26 protein-coding genes and 5 pseudogenes are annotated in these 24690 nt (G+C 73.5%); 11 read left to right on the top strand and 20 right to left on the bottom strand.

Features of this window, described 5'->3' with window-relative positions; genetic code table 11:
- Nucleotides 1-27: 27 nt before the first annotated feature.
- Nucleotides 28-849, top strand: a complete 822-nt coding sequence (locus tag AB0D46_RS06710) for an SAM-dependent methyltransferase (protein ID WP_362876183.1) — start codon at nt 28-30, stop codon at nt 847-849.
- A 7-nt stretch (nt 850-856) separates the two neighbouring features.
- Here AB0D46_RS06710 and AB0D46_RS06705 read toward each other — a convergent pair whose 3' ends face one another.
- The 3 genes from AB0D46_RS06705 to AB0D46_RS06695 form a co-directional block, all read right to left on the bottom strand.
- Nucleotides 857-1765 carry a helix-turn-helix transcriptional regulator gene (locus tag AB0D46_RS06705; RefSeq protein WP_362876182.1) on the bottom strand — a complete coding sequence of 303 codons (909 nt, stop codon included), beginning with the start codon at nt 1763-1765 and terminating at the stop codon, nt 857-859.
- Between the two features lie 125 nt (nt 1766-1890).
- Nucleotides 1891-2124, bottom strand: coding sequence for a DUF397 domain-containing protein (locus AB0D46_RS06700; RefSeq protein ID WP_362876181.1), 234 nt, complete (start codon nt 2122-2124; stop codon nt 1891-1893).
- A 156-nt stretch (nt 2125-2280) separates the two neighbouring features.
- A complete protein-coding gene (locus tag AB0D46_RS06695; RefSeq protein WP_362876180.1) occupies nt 2281-2883 on the bottom strand; it encodes a hypothetical protein in 603 nt (200 codons plus the stop codon).
- Between the two features lie 329 nt (nt 2884-3212).
- Here AB0D46_RS06695 and AB0D46_RS06690 point away from each other — a divergent pair, with 329 nt between their 5' ends.
- Entirely contained in the window at nt 3213-3704 is a 492-nt protein-coding gene (locus AB0D46_RS06690; protein ID WP_362876179.1) for a hypothetical protein, read from the top strand.
- 9 nt (nt 3705-3713) lie between these two features.
- Here the strand turns inward: AB0D46_RS06690 and AB0D46_RS06685 are convergent.
- The 5 genes and pseudogenes from AB0D46_RS06685 to AB0D46_RS06665 form a co-directional block, all read right to left on the bottom strand.
- A pseudogene (locus AB0D46_RS06685) lies at nt 3714-4060 on the bottom strand (NTP pyrophosphohydrolase).
- Nucleotides 4061-4071: 11 nt separating this feature from the next.
- On the bottom strand, nt 4072-6360 hold the full coding sequence (locus AB0D46_RS06680) for an AAA family ATPase (RefSeq protein ID WP_362876178.1): 2289 nt from the start codon (nt 6358-6360) through the stop codon (nt 4072-4074).
- A 159-nt stretch (nt 6361-6519) separates the two neighbouring features.
- On the bottom strand, nt 6520-6954 hold the full coding sequence (locus AB0D46_RS06675; protein WP_362876177.1) for a VOC family protein: 435 nt from the start codon (nt 6952-6954) through the stop codon (nt 6520-6522).
- Between the two features lie 71 nt (nt 6955-7025).
- A complete protein-coding gene (locus AB0D46_RS06670) occupies nt 7026-7991 on the bottom strand; it encodes a tellurite resistance/C4-dicarboxylate transporter family protein (protein WP_362876176.1) in 966 nt (321 codons plus the stop codon).
- Nucleotides 7992-8096: 105 nt separating this feature from the next.
- Nucleotides 8097-8723, bottom strand: a complete 627-nt coding sequence (locus AB0D46_RS06665; protein ID WP_362876175.1) for an alpha-ketoglutarate-dependent dioxygenase AlkB — start codon at nt 8721-8723, stop codon at nt 8097-8099.
- A gap of 275 nt (nt 8724-8998) precedes the next feature.
- On the opposite strand from AB0D46_RS06665, the gene AB0D46_RS06660 reads away from it, so the two are divergent.
- Nucleotides 8999-9349 (top strand): hypothetical protein, encoded by a 351-nt coding sequence (locus AB0D46_RS06660; RefSeq protein WP_362876310.1) that lies wholly within the window; start codon nt 8999-9001, stop codon nt 9347-9349.
- A 77-nt stretch (nt 9350-9426) separates the two neighbouring features.
- On the opposite strand, the pseudogene AB0D46_RS06655 reads toward AB0D46_RS06660, so the two are convergent.
- Nucleotides 9427-9633, bottom strand: a pseudogene (locus AB0D46_RS06655) (NADP oxidoreductase); the annotation flags it as partial.
- A pseudogene (locus AB0D46_RS06650) lies at nt 9627-9815 on the bottom strand (3'(2'),5'-bisphosphate nucleotidase CysQ); the annotation flags it as partial. The pseudogenes AB0D46_RS06650 and AB0D46_RS06655, both read right to left, overlap by 7 nt.
- Before the next feature lie 3 nt (nt 9816-9818).
- Here AB0D46_RS06650 and AB0D46_RS06645 point away from each other — a divergent pair.
- Nucleotides 9819-10058: pseudogene (locus AB0D46_RS06645) on the top strand (LysR family transcriptional regulator); the annotation flags it as partial.
- Here the strand turns inward: AB0D46_RS06645 and AB0D46_RS06640 are convergent.
- The 3 genes and pseudogenes from AB0D46_RS06640 to AB0D46_RS06630 all read right to left on the bottom strand — a co-directional run bounded on the left by AB0D46_RS06640 (nt 10045) and on the right by AB0D46_RS06630 (nt 11743).
- Nucleotides 10045-11019 carry an NAD(P)-dependent alcohol dehydrogenase gene (locus AB0D46_RS06640; RefSeq protein WP_362876174.1) on the bottom strand — a complete coding sequence of 325 codons (975 nt, stop codon included), beginning with the start codon at nt 11017-11019 and terminating at the stop codon, nt 10045-10047. The pseudogene AB0D46_RS06645 and the gene AB0D46_RS06640 overlap by 14 nt on opposite strands.
- 89 nt (nt 11020-11108) lie before the next feature.
- Nucleotides 11109-11291, bottom strand: a pseudogene (locus AB0D46_RS06635) (helix-turn-helix transcriptional regulator); the annotation flags it as partial.
- A gap of 23 nt (nt 11292-11314) precedes the next feature.
- Complete coding sequence (locus AB0D46_RS06630) at nt 11315-11743, bottom strand: hypothetical protein (protein WP_362876173.1); 429 nt, start codon at nt 11741-11743, stop codon at nt 11315-11317.
- 139 nt (nt 11744-11882) lie between these two features.
- Between AB0D46_RS06630 and AB0D46_RS06625 the strand changes: the two genes are divergently transcribed.
- The gene (locus AB0D46_RS06625; protein ID WP_362876172.1) at nt 11883-13556 is read left to right on the top strand and encodes a PucR family transcriptional regulator ligand-binding domain-containing protein; all 1674 of its coding nucleotides are present in this window, start codon (nt 11883-11885) and stop codon (nt 13554-13556) included.
- A 44-nt stretch (nt 13557-13600) separates the two neighbouring features.
- Here the strand turns inward: AB0D46_RS06625 and AB0D46_RS06620 are convergent, their stop codons facing one another.
- Together AB0D46_RS06620 and AB0D46_RS06615 are read right to left on the bottom strand one after the other, a co-directional pair.
- Nucleotides 13601-14896 carry a cation:proton antiporter gene (locus AB0D46_RS06620; RefSeq protein WP_362876171.1) on the bottom strand — a complete coding sequence of 432 codons (1296 nt, stop codon included), beginning with the start codon at nt 14894-14896 and terminating at the stop codon, nt 13601-13603.
- Nucleotides 14897-14903: 7 nt separating this feature from the next.
- Complete coding sequence (locus tag AB0D46_RS06615; RefSeq protein WP_362876170.1) at nt 14904-15374, bottom strand: TrkA C-terminal domain-containing protein; 471 nt, start codon at nt 15372-15374, stop codon at nt 14904-14906.
- Between the two features lie 262 nt (nt 15375-15636).
- Here AB0D46_RS06615 and AB0D46_RS06610 point away from each other — a divergent pair, with 262 nt between their 5' ends.
- Nucleotides 15637-15966, top strand: a complete 330-nt coding sequence (locus AB0D46_RS06610; protein WP_362876169.1) for a UBP-type zinc finger domain-containing protein — start codon at nt 15637-15639, stop codon at nt 15964-15966.
- 6 nt (nt 15967-15972) lie between these two features.
- On the opposite strand, the gene AB0D46_RS06605 is transcribed toward AB0D46_RS06610, so the two are convergent.
- The 3 genes from AB0D46_RS06605 to AB0D46_RS06595 all read right to left on the bottom strand — a co-directional run bounded on the left by AB0D46_RS06605 (nt 15973) and on the right by AB0D46_RS06595 (nt 19305).
- Nucleotides 15973-17226 carry an NAD(P)/FAD-dependent oxidoreductase gene (locus AB0D46_RS06605; protein WP_362876168.1) on the bottom strand — a complete coding sequence of 418 codons (1254 nt, stop codon included), beginning with the start codon at nt 17224-17226 and terminating at the stop codon, nt 15973-15975.
- Nucleotides 17227-17323: 97 nt separating this feature from the next.
- A complete protein-coding gene (locus AB0D46_RS06600) occupies nt 17324-17953 on the bottom strand; it encodes an alpha/beta fold hydrolase (protein ID WP_362876309.1) in 630 nt (209 codons plus the stop codon).
- 77 nt (nt 17954-18030) lie between these two features.
- On the bottom strand, nt 18031-19305 hold the full coding sequence (locus AB0D46_RS06595) for a cyclopropane-fatty-acyl-phospholipid synthase family protein (RefSeq protein ID WP_362876167.1): 1275 nt from the start codon (nt 19303-19305) through the stop codon (nt 18031-18033).
- A 386-nt stretch (nt 19306-19691) separates the two neighbouring features.
- On the opposite strand from AB0D46_RS06595, the gene AB0D46_RS06590 reads away from it, so the two are divergent.
- The 4 genes from AB0D46_RS06590 (at nt 19692) to AB0D46_RS06575 (ending at nt 22149) form a co-directional block, all read left to right on the top strand.
- Nucleotides 19692-20108 (top strand): YciI family protein, encoded by a 417-nt coding sequence (locus AB0D46_RS06590; protein ID WP_362876166.1) that lies wholly within the window; start codon nt 19692-19694, stop codon nt 20106-20108.
- Nucleotides 20105-21391: a sigma-70 family RNA polymerase sigma factor gene (locus tag AB0D46_RS06585; protein ID WP_362876165.1), complete on the top strand. Its 1287-nt coding sequence runs from the start codon at nt 20105-20107 to the stop codon at nt 21389-21391. Before AB0D46_RS06590 ends, AB0D46_RS06585 begins: the two co-directional genes overlap by 4 nt.
- Nucleotides 21392-21437: 46 nt before the next feature.
- Nucleotides 21438-21617, top strand: coding sequence for a hypothetical protein (locus AB0D46_RS06580; RefSeq protein ID WP_362876164.1), 180 nt, complete (start codon nt 21438-21440; stop codon nt 21615-21617).
- Nucleotides 21618-21738: 121 nt separating this feature from the next.
- Nucleotides 21739-22149, top strand: coding sequence for a rodlin (locus tag AB0D46_RS06575; RefSeq protein ID WP_362876308.1), 411 nt, complete (start codon nt 21739-21741; stop codon nt 22147-22149).
- Between the two features lie 205 nt (nt 22150-22354).
- On the opposite strand, the gene AB0D46_RS06570 is transcribed toward AB0D46_RS06575, so the two are convergent.
- Both AB0D46_RS06570 and AB0D46_RS06565 read right to left on the bottom strand, forming a co-directional pair.
- Entirely contained in the window at nt 22355-23383 is a 1029-nt protein-coding gene (locus tag AB0D46_RS06570) for an MASE1 domain-containing protein (RefSeq protein WP_362876307.1), read from the bottom strand.
- Nucleotides 23384-23428: 45 nt separating this feature from the next.
- Nucleotides 23429-24277: a PP2C family protein-serine/threonine phosphatase gene (locus tag AB0D46_RS06565; RefSeq protein ID WP_362876163.1), complete on the bottom strand. Its 849-nt coding sequence runs from the start codon at nt 24275-24277 to the stop codon at nt 23429-23431.
- A gap of 171 nt (nt 24278-24448) precedes the next feature.
- On the opposite strand from AB0D46_RS06565, the gene AB0D46_RS06560 reads away from it, so the two are divergent.
- Nucleotides 24449-24631 (top strand): CsbD family protein, encoded by a 183-nt coding sequence (locus tag AB0D46_RS06560; RefSeq protein WP_362876162.1) that lies wholly within the window; start codon nt 24449-24451, stop codon nt 24629-24631.
- Nucleotides 24632-24690: the final 59 nt, after the last annotated feature.

The following is a 24690-nucleotide window of genomic DNA, read 5'->3' as shown; positions in this document are numbered from 1 at the left end:
GGCCCGGCAGGGCCACGAGGAGGGCACATGGACTTAGGGCAGAACCGCCGGCCACCCGTGATCGACATGCACACCCCGAGCGTGGCGCGCATGTACGACTGGCTCCTGGGAGGTGTGGAGAACTACGACAGCGACCGCACCGCCTGCGCCAAGTTGTTGGAGATCGCGCCCAGCACCCAGCTCCTGGCCCGGAACAACCGGGCGTTCCTCACCCGGGTCGTACGGACCCTCGTCGAGGACTACGGCATCCGGCAGTTCCTCGACCACGGATCCGGCCTCCCCACCCAGGACAACGTCCACGAGGTGGCGCAGCGCGTCGATCCCCGCTGCAAAGTGGCCTACGTCGACAACGACCCGATGGTCCTCGCGCACGCCCAGACGACCCTCCACGACAACGCGGGCACCCTGGTCATCTCGCGGGATCTGCGGGACACCGAATCGATTCGGCGGGCGACGGACACCTTCCTGGACTGGGAGGCGCCGATGGCCGCCCTGTTCGTGTCGGTCCTGCACTGCATTCCGGACACCGGCGACGAGTTGGATCCCGCGGCGGTCGTGCGCCGGACCGCGGCCATGCTGCCGCCGGGCAGCTTCATGGTGATCTGCCAGCTCGTCAGCGACGATCCGGTCGTGCGCGAGGACGTCACCCGGCTCATGGACGTGAGCACGCAAGGCCATTGGGGCCGGGTGCGCGAAACCCACGAGGTCGAGCGGTACTTCGACGGTCTGGACATCCTCGAACCGCACCTCGTCGACGTGGTCGACTGGCGCCCTGACAGCACACCGCCGCCCCCCGAGCTCCGGCCGAGGGACTGGGTCGAGTGGGGCGGCGTGGGCCGGCTGCGCTGAACCCGGTTCAGCGGAAGCCGTCGAGCGCCTCGACGATCAGTTCCCGGCTGCGGTCCCGGGAGGCCGCCGCGACCCGCAGGTTGCTCAGCGCGTTGCGGTGGTCGTCCAGGGCCCGCGGCCGGGTCACGTAGTTGGCGCCGTTGATGTGCTCGACGTACGCCAGCTCGCCGGGTCCGCCGTCGCGGAACGTGAGGTGGGTGATCGGATAGGGCGGCGCGGCGACGTACCCCGAGGTCATGTCGAGGATCCGGATGTTGACCCTGGCGGTGTCACCGGCGCTCAGCAGGTACGACAGTTGCTCGCGCATCACTTCGGAGCTGCCGCAGCGGCGTTTGAGGACGCCTTGGTCGAGCAGCACCGTCAACCGCGGCACCTCGGCCCCCATGAGGCGCAGGCGGCGCTGGGTGCGCAGTTGTACGACCCGGACGATCTCCTCGTGCGGGGCGCTGGGCATGACGGCGCGGACCATGTGCGCGGCGTAGTCGGGCGTTTGGAGGATGCCGGGGACCACGAGGTTCTCGTAGAGGCAGATCTCCTCGGCGTCGCCCTCCAGTTGGATGAGGCGCCTGAGGTAGCCGGGGGTCACGTCGCTGTACTGCTCGTACCACTCGCAGTCCTGGGCGAACTCCAGGAGCCGTTCGAGCGTCCGCGTCTCCTCGGCGTCCAGTCCGTAGTGCCGGGCCAGGTCGAGGACGTCCTTGGGTTTGGGCGGACTCTCGCCCCGCTCCAGGCGGCTGATCTTCGAGACGGAGCCGCGGATGACGGGCGCCACGTCCCTCAGGGTGAGGCCGCGGTCCTCACGGAACCCCCGGAGCGCCTGGCCCAGGACGCGGCCCGCCGCTGCCCGACTCGGTTCTCGCCCCAGGGGCAGTACCGGAGCGACCTGATCGGGCAGCGGCTCGGGGAGCGCGGGCATATGAACTCCTATACGACTGAGGCAGGTCCCAGTCATCACCATGGAGTCTCTCCACCCGACCGTCCAAGCTTTGGCCTACGATTTAGCCCGGAATCCAGCCTGCGCGACGGCCCGTGGTCCGGCGCTCATCCCGCCAAGTGATCGAATTCGGACCGCTTCGCCCCGTCCACGAACGCCTCGATCTCGGCCGCCGTGAACACCAGCGCGGGTCCGTCGGGGAAGCGCGAGTTGCGCATCGCCACCCCGCCGCCGTCGAGTGCGGCGACCTCCACGCAGTTGCCGTTGCCCACGCTGGAACTGCTCTTCACCCACGTCACGTCGGGAATCTCGCTCGCCACGACCCCATTGCGTAATTGCATGTTCGGTCCCCTTCTCATCGGACGTCCATGATCACGCAATCCCATATGCGATTGCGTGACAAGCACTTACGAGAATGCTAGCCACGCCGGGGCCGAACGGGAGTCCCCCGAAAGGGTGCTCGCGTATCGGCCAGTTCCGGCCGGTACTGGTCGCCCTCACGCGGGCCAGAGCGTCGGGCGGTCGCCGAGCAGCCGGAACCGGCCCGCGGAGACGGTGTAGAAGTACAGGCCGCCGTCGCCGGTGAAGGTGCCGTTCGCCGCTTCGAAGGCGTACTTCTTCGACACCCCCTGGTACGTCGTCCCGCGCACCGACGCGAGCAGGTCGCCGCGTTCCACCCGGACGCGGCCCAGGTCCTGCGCGCACCGGGCCGGCAGGTGCACCGCGTCGTAGGCCTCGGCCGCGTGCAGCGGGGCCGGTTCGTGCCGGACCATGCCGGCCGACCAGGAGTCCGGGTCCAGCGCGGCGGCCCGGGTGAACCGGCGCGCCTCCCCGGCGGTGCGCGGGACGCGCGCCGGGTCGGGGGTGAAGGCGTACGCCGTCGGCAGCGTGCCGGGAGCCGTCGACCCCGAAGGGGCCGGCGCGGACGTCCCGGAGGGGCCCGCCGCGGCGGAGGGCGTCGCCGTGGCGGCCGTCCCGGGGGCCCCGGCCCCCGGCTCGGCGCCGCCGGCGTCCGTACCGCACCCGGCGAGGAGCAGGGACGCCGGCAGCGCCCCGCCCAGTGACCCCGCCCCCGCGATCGCCCTCGTGCGACGACGCATGACCGCCCCCTGAACTGCCGTCGGTTCCCCCGGCTGCCCCCACGGTAGCGGCGCGGGGGCCCTGCTGCTCGAGTACGTGCGCCCAACCGCCTGAGTACGAGACGCGGTTGTCCCGCGCCGGAACGGCGGCCCGGGCGGCCGGACATCCACGCCGGGCCCCGAGGCCGCGCCCCGACCCCGGCCGCGCATTGGGCATATCGGGCTAAAGGGCGGTGCGTCGGACGGGCCCGGCGGCATCGCCTCGCCATAGTCGTCGGTGGCAACCGGCTGGTTGCCGCCCCGGGCCGCGCGTCGCGGGCCGGGCGGAAGTCTTCGTAGAGGAGCGGCTCATGCTGAAGCCCACCAGGACCATCCTCGCTCTCGCCACCGGAAGCCTGGTGCTCGGCCTGGTCGGTGCGGGCGTCTCCGTCGCGGACGAGGGTCCGTACAGGGACCGGCCCGCGCAGGAAGACGTGTACGACGACGTCCAGACCGGCGGGCCGGTCATCTACCCCAAGCCGCGCCACGCCCTGGGCAAGGTCGTCTCGCGCGGGCCGCTGAAGGTCCGCAGCAAGCCGAGCACGCGCGGGTACGAGCTGGGCAAGGTGTACCCGAACCAGAAGCTGGCGATCGAGTGCAAGCAGCGCGGTGAGCGCGTCGACGGCAACGACCTCTGGTACCTCCTGGACCGCAAGGACCGCCGGGAGGACATGAACGGCGAGCCGGTCCGCGGCGACGAGTCGGACGGCGCCCGCGGTGACGAGCGCCGCATGGACCACCGGGAGGCCTGGGTCTCCGCCCGTTACATCCACAACATCACGCCCGTGAAGTGGTGCCGCTGACCTTCCGGGTCAGTCCTGCGGGCGTACGCTCCGGGGCCCCGCGCACTCGGCTCCGTACGCCCGCACCCGCTCGCGCAGTTCCCGGTCCGCCGTGACCACGACGCAGCCGCGGCCGGCGTGGGCGGCGGCCAGCTCGACGATCCGGTCGTCGCCGCTGCCGGGCGCCTCGTCCACCCGTACGCCGGGCACGGACGGGACGCCGCGGGCGGCGCCCTCGACCACGAGGATGATCTCCTCCCCCGCCTCGCGCAGCGCGAGCGGTCGCGCAGCCGCTCGGCGGCGGCGCGCCGGTCCCGCCACCAGCCGTCGGGGACGGACCCCACCACGTTCGCGGCGTCCACGATGAGGACCGTCACGGCGTCACCTCTCAGAAATCGCCGTAGTTGACCTGCCAGGTCGGCAGGCCCATCCGGCGCCAGACCGCGACCACGCGGTCCCGGTCGTCGAGCGAGACGCGGACGGCGTAGCGGTCCCGCACGTGCGCGTCGAAGAGCTCCGCCTTGACCACGTCGTCGCGGCGCGTGTCCCCGGCGGCCCGCATCCACAGTTCGTCGTAGGGCACCCGGTGGCCGCGCAGCCAGGACTCCGTCTGCGGACGGTGTTCCTCACTGCGTCCCGACAGCAGCACGATCACGTCGTCGTCGGCGCGCCGGAAGGCGTCCAGCGCGTGCCGCACGGACTCGTTGAGCAGGTCGAGTTCGCAGCGCGAGAAGTCGTACGGTCCCCGGTTGCCGAGCAGCGCGAGGGTCCCGTCGATGTCGCACATCACGGCCGAGGGCAGCGCCGGGTCGGGGACGTAGGGCCGGACGGCCGGCAGGGCCGCCCCGTCGGAGCCGCCGTTCATCCACTCGGCGGTGAGCCGCCAGCCGCCCTTGCGGGCCTTCTGGTGCTTGTCGGCCAGGATCCGGATGATCTCCTCGCCGACCTGCCGTTCCCGGGCCGCGTCGCGGCGCAGGCACTCCTCCAGGGGCACGTCGGTGAAATCGTGGACGACGAAGGTGGCGAGACCACCGACCGCCGCCTTGAGCCGCTTCGGGATGTTCTTGGTCAGGTGGGTGTTGTCGACGACCACGTCGAACCCGCCGTCGACGGCGGCGCGGACGGCCGCGTCCTGGATCTCCAGGACGGTCTGTTCGTGGGCGAAGGACCGGCCGCGCTCGGGGTCCGGCAGGTCGAGCATGGCCCGCAGGTCATCGAGGTTGACGCGGCGCATCCGGCCGCCGGCCGATGCCTGCAGGGCGCGCGCGGCGGTCGTCTTGCCGGAGGCCGGCAGTCCCGTCATGACGTGCACGACGGGCAGCACGCCGTCCCCACCGGCGGCCGGGTCGGCGGCCGCCTGCCGCGGAGCGGCTTCGCGCGCGGCGGGCCGCCGACCGGCGGGAACCGCGGGGCGGGCCGCGGCCGGTACGACTGGGCGCGGCGCGGAACCTCGGGCGGACTCCTGCGCGCCGCCCTCCTCGTCGGTGGTGTGGATGTCGGCCACGTCGGGCCGTACGTGACGCCAGCTGGTGAGTTCCGTCGACCGGCCGTCCAGCCGCATGAACATCGCCGGACGGACGTCCCGGTCCGGGAGTTCCTTGACGGCGCGGGCGAACGCGCCCCGGTCGGCGGCGAGGTGCGCGAGGCTCGCCCAGGCCTCGTCGATGGCCCGCTCGTGGTCCGCGGCCCGCGCCTCCAGGCGGGCGATGACCTCGCGGACCCAGGCGTCGAACTCGTCGGGCACCTGTTCCAGCAGGGCGTCCAGCGGTTTGCCGCCGGAGGCCTCGATCTCGGCGACGGTGCAGTTGAGGCCCTGCGCGAGCCGCTTGGCGGGCACGCCGGCGAACCGCTGGATGCCGTGGCCGCGCCAGATGTCGCGCTCGTTGACGCCGGTGAGGACGTGGTGGAGGCGGACGTACTCGGAGAGCTTGGCCTTGGCGCGCACGCCGGAGGCGAAGCGCAGGACGAAGCCCTCCGCGTCGGTGCCGGTCGCGGGCGCGCCGCCGGGCAGGGTGTTGGACTCGGTCAGCGCCATCAGCTCGCCCAGGGGCATCGCGGGCCACACCTTGACGACGGAGCCGACGCCTTCCCAGTGGCCTGCGGCCTCGGCGAGCGGGACCTCGGCTCCGTCCGGGCCGAAGGCGGCGAGCAGGACGAGGTCACGGCGGTCGCCGTAGTTCACGACGATGCGGTTCTGCGGGTACAGGATCTCCGCGAGGTAGGTGACGCCCGGGCGCAGCGCACCGGTGTCCTTGCCGTCGAGGCGCCGCTGGGCCCAGTCGGCCTGGGTGCTGGTGAAGGACCCCTTGGAGGCGACGCGCCAGCGGTCCGCGTAGTGGAAGACGACGGCGAGGCTGCCGTCGACCTTGTCGTACACCTCGAACGGCTCGTCCGGGAGGGCGGGCGCGTAGGGCATGCCGGCCTCGTGCTCGCCGACGTTGAAGAACTTCGGCAGCGGCAGCGCGACGACCGCGCCCGTGCCGTCGTCGGCGACGAGTCCGCGGCAGCGCGTGGTGACCTGGTCCCAAACGCCTTGGTACTGGGCCGCCCTGGTGTACGTGTAGATCGACAGCGGCAGCTCGGGGTGCGGCTTGCGGGTGACGTACCCGGCGGCGATCGACTCGGCCAGTGCCTGGGCGGGCACCAGGTCATGCAGAGTCAGGTGGTCCTGGCTCATGGGTTCCTCCCGGTTTAGATGGCTCATTCTCGCCTGTGGGAGGGGGTGCCCGGTAGTCAATTGTGCCTGGTCGGGGCGGCGCCCGGGCGGTTGATGTCGCGGGGGCGCAGGATGCGGTCGGGAAGGAAGAAGCAGCCGTCGAGGTCGGGCGACGCGACGTCAGTACGTCACGCAGAGCTCGTTGCCCTCCGGATCGGCGAGGGTGGTCCACCGGAAGGGGCCCTGGCTCGCTTCGTGGAGGTGGGTCGCCCCCATGGCGAGGAACCGCTCGACGACGGTCTTCGGGTCGTCGTCCCCGATGCGGACGTCGAGGTGGACGCGGTTCTTCACGGTCTTGGCCTCCGGCACCAACTGGAACAGGACGCGCGGCGCCTGTTCGAGCCCCTCCGGGTGGCGGATGGCGGCGCCGAGTTTCCAGACCAGCACGCCGCGGTGGGTGGTGGTGTCCTCGTCGCTCGCGTGTCCCGCCGCGATCACGCCGCGGATGAACTGTTCGTCGCTGGGCTCGACTTCCCAGCCGAGGGCCTCGGCCCACCAGTCGGCGAGCGGGTGCGGGTCGGTGGAGTCGATGGTCACCTGGAACGTGTACGCCATGCCGGGACCCTACTGACCACTGCCGCGACCCGCCACCGCACGGCCCCGCCCGGCCCGCCCGCGGCACGCCGTCACGGGCCCGGCGTACCGGAACCGCCGCCCCGACGGGACAGCCAGAAGGCCGCGCAGGTGAGGACGCACGCCCCGACCGCGATCCAGAGCAGCACCTCGCCCAGCGGCCGCAGCCAGCCGGGGCCGGTGGCGGCCGCGGCGGACAGGCAGGCCGTGGCGGTCATGCCGAGCGGGAAGACGGTCGACCAGCGGCGGATGTCGTAGTGCGTGCGGGGGCTGCGCACTTCGGCGGCGAGCAGGACGGCGTACCAGACGAGGGAGACGGCGAGGCAGGCCAGGGTGAGGGTGCGCAGCGCGGTGTGCGCGGCGCCGGTCCACAGGGGGGAGGCGGTGAGTTTCGCGCCCGCCAGGGCGGTGATGGACAGCGCCCCGCCGGCCACCCAGTGGTCGCCCGCCCCGCCGGTGACCTCCCGGAAGTCGAAGCGGGGCAGGGCCAGCGCGTAGAGCGCCAGTCCGAGGCAGAAACACGCCAGGGCGGCCCGGGCGAGCCAGTCGACGTGCCGGCCGTCGGCCAGGGTCGCGGCGAGGACGGCGAGCCCCTGGGTGGCGACGCAGGCGAGGAAGGCGGCGCCGGGCATCCGTCGACGCCAGTGCCGGACGACGGCGCCGAGGAGGCCGGGCCACAGCACGGCGGCGAGTACCAGGAGCGCGGTGGCGGTGGTCTGCGCGGCCGCCCGGTCGAGCTGCGCGACGCGGGTGCCGATCACGGTGGTGGCGGCGACGGCGGTGAGGGCGGAAGGGGTGTAGGCCTCGGCCCGGAACCGGCCGCGGTCGGCGACGAGCCGGACCGCGAAGTCGGCGGCGAGCACCAGCCACAGCGCCACGGCGACGGCGAGGGCGCCGAGGGAGATCCAGGTGCGGCCGACGAGGTCCAGGCCGACGGACAGGATGCCGCCGGCCATGACGGCGCCCCCGGCGGCGGGCGTCAGTCCGGTCCACCGGCCCCGGTCGGGTGCGACGCTCATGTCCACCGGCTTTCGGTCCCGTCGGGCTCGCGAGGGGTGCGGTTCCCGGGCGGGTCCCATGACACCTCAACGCGGCGGCGCCCGCGACGTCGGCGCGCCGGGTCCTCACATGACGCCGCGGGTGCGGAACTGGACGCTGATCCGGGGGCCGACGGCACGGACCGTCTTGGGGACGGCGTGCTCCATGGTCCGCTGACAGGAGCCGCCCATGACGACGAGGTCGCCGTGGCCCAGGGGCAGTCGGAGCAGGGTGGCGCCACCGTCGCGCGGGCGCAGTACGAGGTCTCGGGGATCGCCGACGGACAGGATCGCGACCATGGTGTCCTGCGTGGCGGAGCGGCCGGTGCGGTCGCCGTGCCAGGCGACGCTGTCACGGCCGTCGCGGTAGAGGCACAGGCCGGCGGTGACGAACGGTTCGTGCAGCTCGGCGGCGTAGTGCCGGTCGAGCGCCGTACGGGCTTCGGTGAGGGCGGGGTGGGGCAGTTCCGCGCCGTCCCCGTAGAACGCGAGCAGCCGGGGCACTTCGACCTCGCGTTCGTACATCTGCCGGCGTTCGGCACGCCACGGCACCTCGGCGGCGAGGTGCTCGAAGAGGGCGTCTGCTCCGGTCAGCCAGCCGGGCAGCCGGTCCACCCAGGCTCCGGCGCCGAGCGGCGTGCGCCGCATGCCGGCGAGGGGGCCGAGTCGGATCTCGTCGGTCTGGTCGAAGAGGGAGCCCTGGAGCGCGTGCATGGTTCCACGATACCCCCGAATCCGAACACCTGCTCGAATATGGCGGGCGGTGGCCTGCGCGCGGCCACGTCGCCGCTCCCTCCCGGCCGGAGTGCCGACGTCATGCCCCTGTGCCACGCTGAATCGAAGGATCACCCGCCCCGGCTGCTCGTCCGGCTCTGCCATCCGAGGAGACCCACATGGCCAGTGACGCCACCCGACCCCAACCGGGGCGCACGCATCCGAGCCCCACGCACGCGCACACGTCCGGGACCACCGTCCTCGCCGCCGCACTGATGATCTTCGGCGGGATCATGGCGGTCTTCGAGGGGATCGCGGCCCTCTCGCGGGACGGCTTGTTCCTGATGACCCGCCACTACGTGTTCCGGCTCACCCTGACGGGCTGGGGCTGGATCCACCTGATCCTGGGCATCATCCTGGTCCTCGCCGGCTGCGCGGTGCTCAGCGGCGCCCTGTGGGCGCGCTACTTCGGCGTCGCCATCGCGGGCCTGGGCGCGATCGCCAACTTCCTCTGGCTGCCGTACTACCCCTTGTGGGCGCTGGTGCTGATCGCCGTCAACCTCTTCATCATCTGGGCCCTGTGCACGGGCATGCAACGCGAGGCGGATACCGGCCCGGTGCGCTGAATCCGGGCGTACGGGCCCGTGTCCACGCAGACCCGGGCCGACGATCCGCTGGAGCGCCGGGCCTCCACCGTGGGCCGGAGGATCATGGCCTCGGTGGCGCGGGCCGTGCTGATGCCGCCGAGGTCCTCGATCCACCCGGGCTGCCAGCCCAGGCCACCGAGCAGGTGAGCGACGGTGCTCTTCGCCTCCTGGTCGTCGCCCGAGAGGTAGGCCGTCGGTGGGACGGCCAGGGTTTCGGGGGCGGTCATGACCATGAACAGCATGGTGTTGTGGGTCTTGAGAACTGCCAGAAGGCGTCGGTGCGGCCGGCCGCGACGTGGATGAGCTGCATCGTGGCGGGGACGGACACGCGCACGACCAGGCCGTTGATGAGCATCGCGGTGACCGAGTCACCGATCCGCCGGAAGGTGCGCTCGTCCTCGCCGGGCCTGGCCTGGCCGGTGCCGACGAGGGCGGCGCCCAGGTCGGGGTCGTCACCCTCCCCGACGCGGTCACCCGCGCGGTCCGGGAGCGACTCGGCCTCGTCGCACTGCCGCCGCCGCTCCCCCTGCCGGAGGTCCCCCTGTACCTCCTGTGGCACCAGCGCTACGAGGAGGACCCCGCCCACGCCTGGCTGCGCGACCTGGCCACCGAAACCGTCCGGGCGCTCTTCGCGCCACCGACCGCCCCCACCACGACGCAGGCCGGTCCCGGCCTCACACCCGGATGACGAGCTTGCCCCGTACCCCACCTGCCCTCAAGTGCCGTATGGCGTCCGGCACTTCGGCCAGGGGGTACGTCCGGTCGACGGCCGGTACGAGCGCGCCCGAGTCGATGAACCCGGCCAGGGCGAGCAGGTCGTCGGCGCGGACCGCGGAGGCCAGGGCCCGGAGGCGGTGTCGGACGAAGGGCGACAGCAACAGGGCTCGCAGTTGACGGTCGTTGCCGCCGATCCAGCGCCCCTCGCTCTCCCCGCCGACGATGACGAGGGTGCCGCGCGGGGCGAGGGCCCGGCGCAGGTTCCGCAGGGGACGGTTCCCGGCGATGTCGAGGACCAGGTCGTAGCGCCGGGCGCCGTCGACGGGGTCCTCGGTGGCGTAGTCGATGATCTCGTCGGCGCCGAGCGCGCGGACCAGGTCCGCCGCGCCGGCGCCGCACACCCCGGTGACGTGGCCGGCGCCGAGGGCCTTGGCCAGTTGCACGGCGTACGTGCCGACACCGCCCGCCGCCCCGATGACCAGGACGCTGCCGCCGGGCCGGAGCCGTCCCGTGCCGCGCAGCGCCTGGAGGGCCGCGGCGGCCGACACCGGTACGGCGGCCGCCTGTTCGGGGGTGAGCCCGGCGGGCCGGGGGGCGAGGCGGTCCTCCTTGGCGCGGGCGTACTCCGCGAACGAGCCGTCGCAGATCCCGTACACCTCGTCGCCCGGGCCGAAGCGGGTGACGCCGGGTCCGACGGCCTCGACCCGACCCGCGACGTCCAGGCCGCGGACGCGGTCCTTGGGCTTGCGCAGGCCGAAGCCGACGGCGCGGATCAGGTGGGGCCGGCCGGCCATCAGGTGCCAGACGCCCTGGTCGACGCCGGCGGCGTGCACCCGCAGGAGCACCTCGCCGCGGCCGGGCACGGGCCGGGGCACGTCATCGAGGCGCAGCACCTCGGGCGGTCCGTAGACGTCCTGGACGATCGCTCTCACGGGGTTCCTCCCTCGTCGCCGGAAGGCGCGGGCTCGGTCGGCGCGGCGGGCGCGGCGGGCTCGGTCGGCGTGACCGGCGCGGCGGAACCATCCGCGTACTGGAAGACGTTGTCGAGCGGGACGCCGAACACGGCGGCGATCTGGAACGCCATCTCCAGGGAGGGCGAGTAGCGGCCCTGCTCGATGGCGATGACCGTCTGCCGGCTGACGCCGATGCGGCGGGCGAGTTCGGCCTGGGTCATCTCGCCGTGCGCGAAGCGCTGGGCCCGGATGGTGTTGGTGACCCTCGTCGGCTTCACCACGGGTGGAATCCGAACCGGTAGGAGACGATCTTGACCGTGGAGCCGAGGGCCGACGACAGGACGAAGGCCAGGTAGATCGCGTTGGCGATCCAGAAGGGCGCGGCCTCGGCCATCGCCAGCAGGAGTCCGACGACCGCGCCGATCACGACGAACGACTGGCCGACGTACTCGCCGAACCGGTGGATCTCCCGGTCCCGCCGGTCCTTGGTGTTGTCCTCCGGGGCGGCGAGGGCCGACACCGCGACGTGCCCCGCGACGGAGGCGGCGATCGACAGCCCGACCGTCCACAACAGGGCCGCCACGTACGGCGCTTGATCCAGCTCCACCCCGGCGGGGCGCGCCAGCACCCACCACAGGTACGCCGCGTACGACGTCACCGCGACCACCAGCATGATCCAGGCGCGTTTCTCTTCGACCGCCACTGCCACCACCACCGCCCATGTCAAGAAAACCAGACACCTGGAGTGTCAAGGACGCGCGACATCGTGTCAAGCATTCTTTACCTCGCCCACCATGTGGTCCTACTGGGGCAGTTGTGCGAGGTCATGACAGGCTGGGGCCATGCAGTTGCGCGATGTGATCTCGTCCCGGCTCCTTCGGCTCGTCGACGACGGGCGGGCCGGTCGGGCGGACCGGGACGGCGACGACGGGCTCGACCGGCCCGTGCACCGCACGGTGACCATCGACCTGCCGGACCCGCGGCGGTTCGTCTCCCCCGGCGACCTGGTACTGACCGGACTGATCTGGCTGCGACAGGATCCCGAGCGCCCCGACGCCTACGTACGGATCCTCGTGGAGGCCGGCGCCGCCGCACTCGGCGCCGGCGAGGCCGAGTTCGGGCACGTGCCCAGCGCGTTGGAGGAGGCCTGCACCCGGCACGGACTGCCACTGCTCGCGATCGGCGTGAACGTCTCCTTCACCTCGATCGCTGAGTTCGTCGCCCGCCGACAGGCCGGGGCACGGGTGGGGAACCTGGCGGCGCTGGTGGACCGGCACCGGCGACTGACGACGGCCGGCGGTACCGGTGGCGGGGCCGAGGCCCTCCTGGAACTGCTGTGGTCCGAACTCGACCTGCGCGCCCACCTCGTGTCCCCCACAGGCCGGCTGGTCGCCGGCACCCGACCGGCCCTGCCCGAGGAGACGGCGACGGCCCTCGCCGCCCGGTTCCTGACCGCGGAGCGGTCTCGCCGGCGGCCCCCGCACCGCACGAGGGTCCACACCACGGCCTACTCCCTGTTCCCCGTGCGGTCGGGCCCGGGCGCCGGGGCCGCGCCGACGGACTGGCTGGTGGCGGTGGAGGCCGACAGCGGCGACTGGCCCGGCGAACACATCGACCTCGTCGAACGGTTGGCCGCCCTGATGGCGGTGGAGCGCGCCGGCCGGCACGCCGACCGTGCCCCGGGGCGGCGGGCGGCGGGGCGGCTGCTCGGCCCGTTGGAATCCCCCGCGGGCGGCGGCGTGGCGGCTCCCTCGGAGGCCGCGGCCCGTCTCGCCACGACCCTGACCGGAGCGGACGGGCCCGGCGACGGGGTCCGTTGGCAGCCGGTGGCGGCGCGGTGGGAGACCCTTACGGGCGGTGCGCCCGTGGCGGACCTGCTGGAGGAGGTACTGCTGCACCCGCGGTGCCTCGGCCCCGACGCCGCGCACCGGATCGCGGTGACGGCGACCGGGGACGCGGGCGAGGCGGTGGCCTTCGTCCTCCTGGCGCGGGGCGAGGAGTTGACGTCCGAGGCCGTACGACACGTGGCGGGCGCGGCCCTGCCGCTCGCGCTGCGGGACGGGGAGCGCTTGAGCCTGGGGCTCGGCGACCCGGTCGAGGACGCGGCCGACCTGCGGCACGCCGTGGCGGAGGCCCGCCACGCCCGTCAGGTGGCGGCCGCACCGAGGACGGCCGGGACCGGGCCGGCGTCGTCCGTCGGCGTGTGCGGCCCCGCCGACATGGCCTCGCACGTGATGTCCCTGCTGCCGCTGATCCCGGCGGAGGTCCGACGGGCGTTCAGCCGGCGGCTGCTGTCCCCGTTGTACGAGTACGACCGCCGGCACCACAGCGACCTGGTCCCCACGCTGCGGTCCTTCCTGGACCACGACGGGTCCTGGGCCCGCTGCGGGGAGTCGCTGCACCTGCACGTGAACTCGTTGCGCTACCGGATCAGCCGCATCGAGTCGCTGACGGGCCGCAACCTGGCCCGACTGGAGGACAAGATGGACTTCGTCGCGGCGCTGCGCATGCACTGACGCCGGCCGCCCGGAACCGTACGCGGGCCCCGGGCGGGCCGGGCTCAGGCGCGGCCGGCCGGGTCCTGGTCCTGGACCGAACGCCGGTCCGCCGCCGTCTCCGTCCCCGTCTCCGTCCCCGTCCCCCGCTCCGGGGACGTCGCCGGCGAGGGCACCGCGGCGAGCACGGGCGGGGCGGGCGGCGTACGGCGCCCGGTGATCCATACGGCCACGGGCTGGGTCCAGCGGGCGGTGAGGGGTCCGATGATCACCAGGAGCAGGACGTAGGCGGTGGCGAGCGGGCCCAAGGCGGGTTCGATGCCGGCGGTGACGGCGAGGCCCGCGATGACGATGGAGAACTCGCCGCGGGCGACGAGCGTGCCTCCGGCCCGCCAGCGCCCGTTGACCCCGACGCCGGCCCGCCGGGCGGCCCAGTAGCCGGTGGCGATCTTCGTCAGCGCGGTCACCACGGCGAGCGCGAGCGCCGGCAGCAGCACGGGCGGAATGCTCGCGGGGTCCGTGTGCAGACCGAAGAAGACGAAGAACACGGCGGCGAAGAGGTCCCGCAGCGGGCTCAGCAGGGTGTGGGTGCCCTCGGCGACTTCACCGGAGAGCGCGATGCCGACGAGGAAGGCCCCGACGGCGGCGGATACCTGGAGCTGCTGCGCGACGCCGGCGACCAGCAGGGTCAGGCCGAGGACGACGAGGAGGAGCTTCTCCGGGTCATCGCTGGAGACGAAGCGGGAGATGACCCGGCCGTAGCGGACGGCCACGAACAGCACGGCGCCCGCGACGCCGAGGGCGATGGCCAGGGTGAGGCTGCCCGCGGCGAGGCCGACGCCCGCGAGGAGCGCGGTGACGATCGGCAGGTAGACGGCCATGGCGAGGTCTTCGAGCACCAGGATGCTGAGGATGACCGGCGTCTCGCGGTTGCCGAGCCGCCCCAGGTCCCCCATCACCTTGGCGATGACCCCGGAGGACGAGATCCAGGTGACCCCCGCCAGCACGACGGCGGCGACCGGTCCCCAGCCCATCAGCAGCGCGGCGACCGCACCGGGTACGGCGTTGAGCGTGAAGTCGACGAGACCGGCGGGGTACTGGGTCTTGAGGTTCGACACCAGATCGCTGGCGGTGTACTCGAGGCCGAGCATCAGCAGGAGCAGGATGACGCCGATCTCGGCGCCGATGGCGACGAACTCCTCGCTCGCGCCCAGCGGCAGGAGCCCACCGGTGCCGAAGGCGAGGCCCGCGAGCAGGTAGAGCGGGATCGGGGAGAAGTGGAAGCGGCCGGCGAGCCTGCCCAGCAGACCCAGGCCGAGGATGATCGCACCGAATTCGATCAGGAAGACTGCGGAATGCACGTGCGGATCACTCCCGTCCGAGTATCGAGGCGGCGGCGTCGACGCCCTCGCGGGTGCCGATCACGATGAGGGTGTCGCCGCCGGCGAGGCGGAAGTCGGGCGCGGGCGAGGGGCGGGCCTCGGCGCGGCGCAGGACGGCAACCACGGACACGCCGGTCTCGGTGCGCATCCGGGTCTCGCCGAGCACGCGGCCGTTCCAGTGCGAGTGCGCCGACAGTTCGATGCGCTCGGCGACCAGGCCCAGGTCGGTGGTGTGCAGCAGGTTCGGGCTGTGGTGCGCGGGCATCAGGGCGTCGATCAGGGACGTGGTCTCCGCGCCCGTCAGGTGCAGCGACTGGGAACACGCGTCGGGGTCGTCGGCCCGGTACACGTTGACCGTCCGGGTCCCGTCCCGGTGCGCGATCACCGACAGGTGTCGGTGTTCCCGGGTGGTGAGGTCGTACTGCACGCCGATGCCGGGCAGCGGTGTCGTGCTCATCCGTGGAGCAGGCACAGCCCATCCCCCTCAATCTCGTTCTTTGCGATGGTGGTGTGGCGCGCGGCGGATTCAGGCAGGTGATCCAGCGCGGCAAGACCATATGTTGCCACCTGCGAACGAGCCGGGGATATGGGTGTCATGACGGATGGACACGGGCCCGAACGGCGACGAGGATGGAGCGGGGGCCTCTCGCACCAAGGCCGCACCACGGCCGCACGAAGGCCGCGCCAAGCCGTGTGAAGGCCGCACGAAGGGAGCCGTCGTGACGCGTTGGACCGTCGCCCATGACGCGGGCAGGCCCGAGGGGCGCCCGTGCGGGCATCTGGACACGGCCGGCGGGGGCGAGCCTCCCGCGGCCGGCGACGGCTGCGCCGCGTGCCTGGCGGCCCGACGGTCGTGGGTGCACCTGCGGCTGTGCCTGAGCTGTGGTCACGTCGGTTGCTGCGACAGCTCCGCCGGCAAGCACGCCGCGTCGCACGCCGCCGCCTCGGGTCACCCGGTGGCCCGGTCCGCCGAGGACGGCGAGGCGTGGGCCTGGTGCTACCGGGACGAGGTCTTCCTCGTCCCGGTGACCGGCGGCCGACCCGCCTGAGACCGCTCAGGCGCGGACGGTACGCAGGACCTCGCGCGCGGCGCGGGCGCCGGAGGCCAGCGCGCCCTGGAGCGAACCGGTCGCCCGGTGGTCGCCGCACAGGTGCAGGCCGTCGGCGATCCGGGTGGGCCGGCTGAGCGGCCACGGCGGGAGCATGACGGGCAACGCCCCCTCCACCGTGACGGCGGCGACCGGCTCCCACCGGCCCGCGTCCGTCCCGTAGGCCTCGGACAGCGCCGCCAACAGGTCCGCCGAGGCTTCGGGAGCGCCCGCGCCCAGGACCGACGTGGACACCAGGGCGCGGCCGTCGCTCGCGTAGGACGGAGCCACCTCGGTCAGCACGCAGCTGTTCAGGAACCTGCGCTTCGCGTCGAGCAGCAGGGTCGGCTCCTTCAGCGGGGACGTGGCGCAGGCGTGGTAGTACGTGGTCACCGTGCGGGTGGCGACGGCCGGCCGGCCGGGGAGCAGGCGGGACGCGGTGGCCGGGTCGGTGGCGACGACGACGGTGTCGGCCTCGCGGGAGGAGCCGTCGGCGAGGACCACTCCCCCGTCGGCGACGGAGGCGACGGCGGTGCCCAGCGCCAGCCGACCGGCCGGGACGGCCTCGGCGAGTTGCTCCGGCACCGCGCCGATGCCCAGGGCGGGCAGCGCCTGGGTGCCGCGCAGGAAGCTGCGCCAGATCAGGTGGAACACCCGGCTGGAGGTCTCCAGGCGGTCTTCGAGGAACACGCCGGCCAGGAAGGGGCCCAGTACTTCCTCGGTCAGGGGGGCCGGCAGGCCCCAGGAGCGCAGGGCCTCACGCGTGCCGGTCTCCGGCAGCCGCTTGAGGACCGGGGCCGGCAGCAGCAGGCCCGCCGCGCCGAGCGCGCCCGTGGCGGCGGCGCCCGCCGGGGACAGCCGGCCGTCGCGCAGCAGGCGGAGGGCCTCGCCGGGCCGCCGGGTCGGATCCGCGAAGCGGACGCGTCCCCGGTCGGTGTGGACGAGCATGCCGGGGGTGAACGGGCGTAGCCGCAGGGCGCGCAGGTCCAGGCGGCGTTTGACCTGGGGGTAGGAGGTGTTGAACACCTGGAAGCCCCGGTCGAGGCGGAACCCGTCGCGTATATCGGTCCGCATGCGGCCGCCCACCCGGTCGGACGCCTCCAACAGGGACACCTCCGTCCCGGCGCGGGCGAGGTCCGCGGCGCAGGCGAGGCCCGCCGCCCCGGCGCCGACCACGATGACGGAGCGGTTTCCTCCACGGGTGCCGCGCGTGCCGGGCATGGGCCGCCGTCCTTTCCGTCCTACGGCTGCTGCTGTCACTGCCCCTTCGGCCCCGAACCGCCCGCCGGATGCACCCCGGGGGACGACCGGCTTCGGCTCAGCGGTCGGTGGCGGGCATCGGGCCGAGGTCGAGGAGCGCGAGGGCGGCGGCGGTGGCGGTCCGGTGCCACGTGCGGGCGTCGCGGAGCATGGCGTGGCTCCCGTACGGCATCGCGATGCCCTCGGCCGGTGTGCCGCGGGCGCGGGCGCGGCGCAGGTACGCCCAGGTGTCCTCGGCACGGGTGACCCGGTCCGCTTCGTCGTGGAGCAGGACGATCGGGGTGTCCCGGAGGTGGGCCACCGGTTCGCCGGGCGGACACCAGGGGGCGAGGCCGACGACGCCCCGGACGTCCGCCTCGTCGGCCACCCGGAGGGCGGCGCGGGCGCCCATGGAGTGCCCGATCAGCACGACCGGTATCGGCCCGGCGCTGCGGCGCAGTTCCCGTAGGGCCCGCCGGGCGTCCTCGACGGGGTCCGCCCGGTCGCCGTTCCACCCCCGGTGCCGGTAGCGGACGTCGCCCACCAGGATCCGCTCCGCCCGGCCGGCGCGCAGCACGGCGGCGGCGAAGGGGCGCATGCGCAGCGACGGCAGGCCGACGCGTGGGGGCGGCGCGAGTCCTTCCGCACGGCCGCCGTGGAGCAGCAGCACGGCGCAGTCGGGCCGCCGCGGCGCCCGTCGCACCCGCAGGGCGTCCGCGGACGCACCGGCCTCACGGGCCCCGCGCGAGTCCCGGGAGGGCCCGGCGGGGCGGTCGGTCACGGGGGTCACCGGGACCCCTCGACGAGGAGCAGCTGACGGACGTCGAGGTAGCGGGCCCGGAACCCGGCTTCGGAGTAGGCGAGGTACAGCTCCCACATGCGGCGGAACGTACGGTCGAACCCGAGGTCGGCCACTTCGTCGGCGCGGGTGGTGAACCGTTCGCGCCACAGGCGCAGCGTCTCCGCGTAGTGGTCGCCGTAGCCCTCGTCGGAGACGACGCCGAGGCCCGCGCGGCCGGCGTGTTCCTCCATGGCGCGCCGGGAGGGGATCAGTCCGCCGGGGAAGACGTACTTGCTGATCCAGGTGTGGGTGCGGTCGGTGAGGAGCATCCGGTCGTGCGGCATGGTGATGGACTGGAGGGCGATCCTGCCGCCCGGGGCGAGGGCGCCGCGCAGGGACCGGAAGTAGACGGGCCAGTAGTCGGCGCCGACGGCCTCGATCATCTCCACGCTGACGACGGAGTCGTACGTGCCCCGCACCTCGCGGTAGTCCCGCAGCCGTACGGTGACCCGGTCCGAGAGGCCCGCCGCGGCGATCCGGCGCTCGGCCAGGTCCCGTTGCTCGGCGGAGAGGGTGAGCGTCACGACGTCGGCGCCCCGGGAGGCGGCGCGCAGCGCGAGTTCGCCCCAGCCCGTGCCGATCTCCAGGACGCGGCGGCCCGGACCGACGCCGGCCAGGTCGAGCAGCCGGTCGATCTTCCGGTGTTGCGCCGTCTCCAGGATTTCGGGGCGGGCGGGGAAGGCGGTGAACACGGCCGAGGAGTAGCTCAGCGACGGGTCGAGGAAGAGTTCGAAGAGCTCGTTCGACAGGTCGTAGTGGTGCTGGATGTTCTCCCGGGCGCCTTCCGGGGTGCCGCGCTGCGCGTCGGGCCTGCTCCGCACCCAGGCGGCGCGCAGCCGGCGCAGCGGGGCGGGGACGAGTTCGTCGACGTGGGCGGCGAGGACGGTGAGGACACCGGGCAGGTCGGCGGCGTCCCATTCGCCGGCCATGTACGACTCGCCGAAGCCGATGAGGCCGTGGGCGGCGATCCGGCGGAAGAAGGCGTCCGGGTCGTGGACGGTGAGCTCGGGGCCGTTGCCGCAGGGCGCGAGGTCACCGAGGCGCACGCGCAGCGGGAGCCGGGCGAAGGCGCGCCGCAGGAGCCCGCGGGCGATGGCCGTGTGACCCAGTGGCGGTTCCGGGCACCGCACCACGTCGGGCCAGGACCGGGGGCCGGCCGGTATCCGCAGGCGGGGAACGGACTGGTCCTCACGCGTGGCACGAGGCGTCGAGAGGGTCACGAAGTGGGGCCTTCCGGTCGCTGCGTTCCGCGCCGGGCCGCTGTGTGTCGTGCCGCCCGGCAGCGGCCTGTCACCTGTCCTTCGCGGCCGGCGCGGATTCGGATGGGTCGGGTTATTCACGGCCCGGCGCTTCCCCCACGACGGACCCCGGAGGTGCCGCGTTTGATCCGTTCGTGCCCGTTGCCGCGCCTCACCCGCCTCCCGCGGCAGATGTTTTCGCCTTTCGACAACGCCCGGACCTGCGACGACGAGGCCCGAGGGGCGTTCCGGACGGCGGGTCGTCGCGCGATGCCGCGGGCCGCGTGTCGAAATGGGAGCCACGGCTCCGACGTCCCCTGCGAGAGGCCACCGCGGAGGTGGCCAACGATCTGGAGGAGTGGCACCCCATGAAGTACATGCTGATGGTCCTCGGCAACCAGGCCGACTACGACGCCATGGCCGGCAAGGGCAGCCCCGGCAATCCGGCCTGGTCCGAGGCGGACGTCAAGGCGATGTTCGACCACATGAACGCGCTGAACGACGACCTCGCCGAGTCGGGCGAGTGGGTCGACGGCCAAGGCCTCGCCGAACCGCGCGGGGCCCGGCTGGTGACCGCCGGCGCCGACGGCTCGCCGATCGTGTCCCACGGTCCGTACGGGGAGACGAAGGAGGTGCTCGCCGGCTACTGGATCGTCGACGTCACCGATTTCGCGCGGGCCGCCGAGATCGCCGCCCGGGCCTACGCCTGCCCCGTCCCCGAGGGCGCCCCGAACTACCCGGTCGTCGTCCACCCGGTCGGCGAGGGCGTGGGGACCGAGATGTGACGACGGGCCCCGTCCCCGAGGACCTGCTGCGCCGCACGGCGCCGCAGGTCCTCGGCGCGCTCGTGCGCCGCTACGGCCACTTCGACCTCGCCGAGGACGCCGTGCAGGAGGCGCTGCCGGCCGCCGCCCGGCAGTGGCCGCGCGAAGGACGGCCCGACAATCCGCGCGGCTGGCTGATCCGGGTCGCCTCGCGTCGGCTGACGGACCTGCTGCGCGGCGAGGAGGCGCGCAGGCGCCGCGAGGAGTCGGCCGCCGCGCTGACCCCGCGCGACGAGTTCCTCGCCCCGCCGCCGGGCGAGGCCCGCGCCCCGGCCGAGGACGACACCCTGAAGCTGCTGTTCCTGTGCTGTCGCGCCGACCTGGGCCCGGCCGCCCGGATCGCGCTGACCCTGCGCGCCGTGGGCGGTCTGACCACCGCCGAGATCGCCCGGGCGCTGCTGGTCCCGGAGGCGACGGTGGCGCAGCGGATCAGTCGGGCGAAGCGTCGGATCCGGGCCGCGGGGGCTCCTTTCGGCATGCCGGACGAGGACGACCGCGCCGAGCGGCTCGGGGACGTCCTCCAGGTGCTCTACCTGATCTTCAACGAGGGCCACACCGCCACCTCCGGCCGTGAACTGCGGCGCGCCGCGCTCGCCGTCGAGGCCATCCGTCTCACCCGGGCCGTCCACGCCCTGCTCCCCGCCGACGGGGAGGTGGCCGGCCTGCTGGCCCTGATGCTGCTCACCGACGCGCGACGGGAGGCCCGTACGACGCCCGACGGCAGCCTGGTCCCGCTCGCCGAACAGGACCGCGGACGCTGGGACGCGGCGGCGATCGCCGAGGGGGTCGCCCTGGTCCGCGACGCCCTGACGCGGGCGCCGCTCGGCCCGTACCAGGTGCGGGCCGCCATCGCGGCCGTCCACGACGAGGCCGCCCGCGACGAGGACACCGACTGGACGGACATCCTCGGGTTGTACGAGGTCCTGATCCGGCTGGTGCCCGGGCCGGCGGAACTGTTGGGCCACGCGGTGGCCGTGGCCATGGTGCACGGCCCGGACCGGGCCCTCGCCCTGCTGGCCGACCTGGAGCGGGACGAACACCTCGCGGGTCACCACCGCCCGGAGGCCGTACGGGCCCACCTGTTGGAGCGGGCCGGCGACACGGTGGCGGCCCGTGCCGCCTACACCAGGGCCGCCGAGCTGACCCTCAGCCTCCCCGAGCGGCGCTACCTGCGCTCCCGGGCCGCCCGGCTCGGCGAGGACCCCGACGGCGATGCCAACGACCGGGCAGGGGCGTCCGCATGACGGACAGGAACCTCGCCTGTCGGACCCTGCGCCTACCCTTGATCACATGAGCCCGACCCCTGACTCCACGACGACCGGCCGCCCCCTCTCCGACATCAACGCGGACATCCGTTGCCTGTTCGCCCGCGCCGAGGGGCGTCTTCGTGACGACGAGCGGGTGCGCCACGCGGGGCTGCTGGAGGAGTGGGCGTCGGCGATACGGGCGTCGGTCGTCACGGCGGCCTGAGCGGAGGCCGCCGGGCGGTGCACGGGGTAGGGCCGATCGGGTGAAGAAGAGCAACCTGCCGCAGGTCCGGGCGTTGATCAAGCCGCTCACCACCGTGCACTCGTGCAACAGAAGGACCATGATGATCAAGAAGATGATGGCCACCGCCGCCGCCACCGCCTCCATCCTCGGCGCCGGCGCCGCTGTTGCCGCTCCGGCCATGGCCATCGGCAACGACAACGGGATCAACACCGTCAACGGCAACGGCGCTTCCCAGGTCTACGGCAACCAGAAGACCCACGGCGACCAGAGCCCGCAGCTCGGCCTCGTCCAGGGCACGCTCAACAAGCCCTGCATCGGCCTGCCGGCCAAGGTCAACGCCCAGTCGCTGATCGCCGCGCTGAACATCGGTGTCCAGGACATCAACGTCCTGTCCAACCCGCAGAACCAGCAGTGCACCGAGAACTCCACCCAGGCCAAGGGTGACGAGCCGCTCTCGCACATCCTCAGCAACATCCCGGTCCTCTCGGGCAACGTGTCCGCCAACAGCTGACCCGGTCCTCTCTTCGAGCCGGGGCCTCCGACGCCTGCGCGAGTGCCCACGGGGCCCCGGCTTGCACCACCCCCGGATCCGCGGATCCGAACCTCCCCGTGGGCACCACCCTTGATGCCAAGAGCCTCCGGCCCGGTGGGCCGGAGGCTCTTGGCGTGTCCCGGGGCCCGACGGGTCCGGGCCTCCGGCGGGAAACCGCGCGCGCCTACTCGCCGTCCGCGCGGGATCCCTCCCCGCGCGAACCCTCCGCGCCCGGGCCGGCGGCGTCGCGCGGGTGCCAGTGCGAGGCCGTCTTGCCCGACGCGAGCTGGTCCACCACCTCGGCGAGGTCCAGGCACGCCTGCTCGATCCGCAGCCGGATGGTGTTCTGCTCGGTGACGAGCGCCGACAGCAGCAAAGAGGTGAGGGCCGCGCTGCCGTTGAGCGCCTGGAGGTTGACCATCCCCTCCACGAAGGTGTGGTGGGCGAAGGGGCCCACGCGGGCGATCGCCGCGGCGTTCGCCATGACCGACACGAGCAGCATGACGGGGGCGCTCCCCGCCAGTTGGAACCGCAGGGCCGCCCAGATCAGGAGCGGGAAGACGAGGAAGAGCAGGGCCAGGCCGCTCCTGGTCGCCAGCAGCGTGATGGCGAGCGAGCCGACGGCCAGGGCGGCGGCCTCGGCCCACCGGTAGGGGTCCTGGGACACGTGGACCTTGTGCGCGACCAGCAGCAGCGGCGTCAGCACCAGCACGCCCATCGCGTCGCCGGCCCACCACGTCCACCACACCGTCCAGAATCCACCGTCCGGCAGGCTGTGGGTGAGGACCAGCAGCCAGGCGCCGACGGTCGCGCTGATCAGCATCGGCGCCAGACCTCCGAGGAACACCAGGGCCACCCCGTCGCGCAGCCGGTCCAGGTCCCGCCGGAAGCCGACCCGGCGCAGCATCAGGGCGGCGCACACGGGGGCGAGGGTGTTGCCCGCGACGATCACCAGGCCGCCCGGGTCCTCGGAGCCGAGCGAACGGATGACGAGGAACGCGCCGAGCGCGATGCCCGGCCAGACCCGCAGGCCCTGCCAGAGCAGGCAGGCGAGGGCGATACCGGTGGGCGGCCACAGCGGGGTGACGACCGCTCCTTCGATCACCACCTGCTGGAGCAGCCCGATCCGGGCGCCCGCGAAGTAGGCAGCGGCAACGGCGAGGACCCGGACCACGGCCAGGAACGGACGTCGGAAGCCCTCGGTGCGCATCACTGCATCAGACAACAGCTCCGGCCCGTCGGCGCGGCGTGACACGCCTCAGGCGTCGCCCGTGTCACCCGGTCCGGCCCGGAAGGCCTCGTGGCGCAGCACCAGGACGGCCGCGTCGTCCTCGTGGCCCGTCGAATCGGCGACCTTCATCACCTCGGCGGCCAGCGCCCCCGGTTCCGCGCCGGCGGCGGCGCGGGCCGCGGCGGCCACCCGTGCCAGCCCGGCCTCCATCGGGAACGACGGGCCTTCGACGACCCCGTCGGTGACCAGGACGTACGAGCCCGCCGTCGTCAGTCGGCGCCGGGTCACGGGGTACTCGGCGCCGGGCAGCATGCCGAGCGGGGTCCCGCCCTCGTCCTCGACGACGCCGGACCGGCCGTCAACGGTGGCCCAGACACCGGGCACGTGGCCTGCGCGGGCCGTCTGGATCTCCCAGGTGTCGGGGTCGAACCGGAGGAAGGTGCAGGTGGCGAAGAGGTCGCAGTCCACGGAGAGCAGCAGGTCGTTGGCCCGGCTGAGCACCTCGCCCGGATCGGCGGCGGCCGCGGCCACCGCGCGGACCGCGATGCGGACCTGACCCATGAAGGCGGCGGCCTCCACGTCGTGGCCCTCCACATCGCCGATGGAGAAGCCGAGGGCTCCGCCGGGGAGCGCGAAGCCGTCGTACCAGTCGCCGCCGATGCTCAGGCCGTGGCGGGCGGGCGTGTACCGGGCGGCCGTGCGCAGGCCGGGGACGGCGGGGAGCGAGGCGGGGAGGATCTCGCGCTGGAGCGCCTCGGCGAGTTCCACGCGGGCCTGCTGGAGTTCCGCGCCTTCCCTGGCCTGGGCCGTCAGTCGGCCGAGCCTCGTCAGCAAATCGTCGGCGGTCTCCGACCGCGGGGACCGATGGGAGGTCATGGGCCCTCCGGGGTACGTCCGCCTTCAGGGTTCTGACGCGAGACAGCACTCATCATATTTCGGCGGTCCGCTGATCACATCCGCGTCCGTGCGGCGCCGGCGTTTGAGGTGCGGGATCCGGGCCACACGAGGGGGTACGAGTTCCCGTTCGACTCCAGGGAGTGATCAGCTGTGCCGGACAACGAGAAGCGTCGGGCCAATGCCGAGCAGGCCGTGGGCAAGCTCAAGGAAGCGGCGGGTCGTGCGGTGGGCAACGACCGGCTGGCCGCCGAGGGCCGCAGCGAGCGGACGAAGGGTGACCTGCGTCAGGCCAAGGAAAAGATGAAGGACATCTTCCGGCACCGGAAGCACTGACCGCTTCCGTCGTCATCGGGCCCCCGGGGTGGGGCCGGGCCGCGGCCCGGCCCGGAAGA

The sequence above is a fragment of the Streptomyces sp. NPDC048383 genome, assembly GCF_040651775.1.
Lineage (GTDB): Bacteria > Actinomycetota > Actinomycetes > Streptomycetales > Streptomycetaceae > Streptomyces.
Note: the sequence above shows the minus strand (reverse complement) of the source record. Positions and strands in the feature narration are given on the sequence as shown.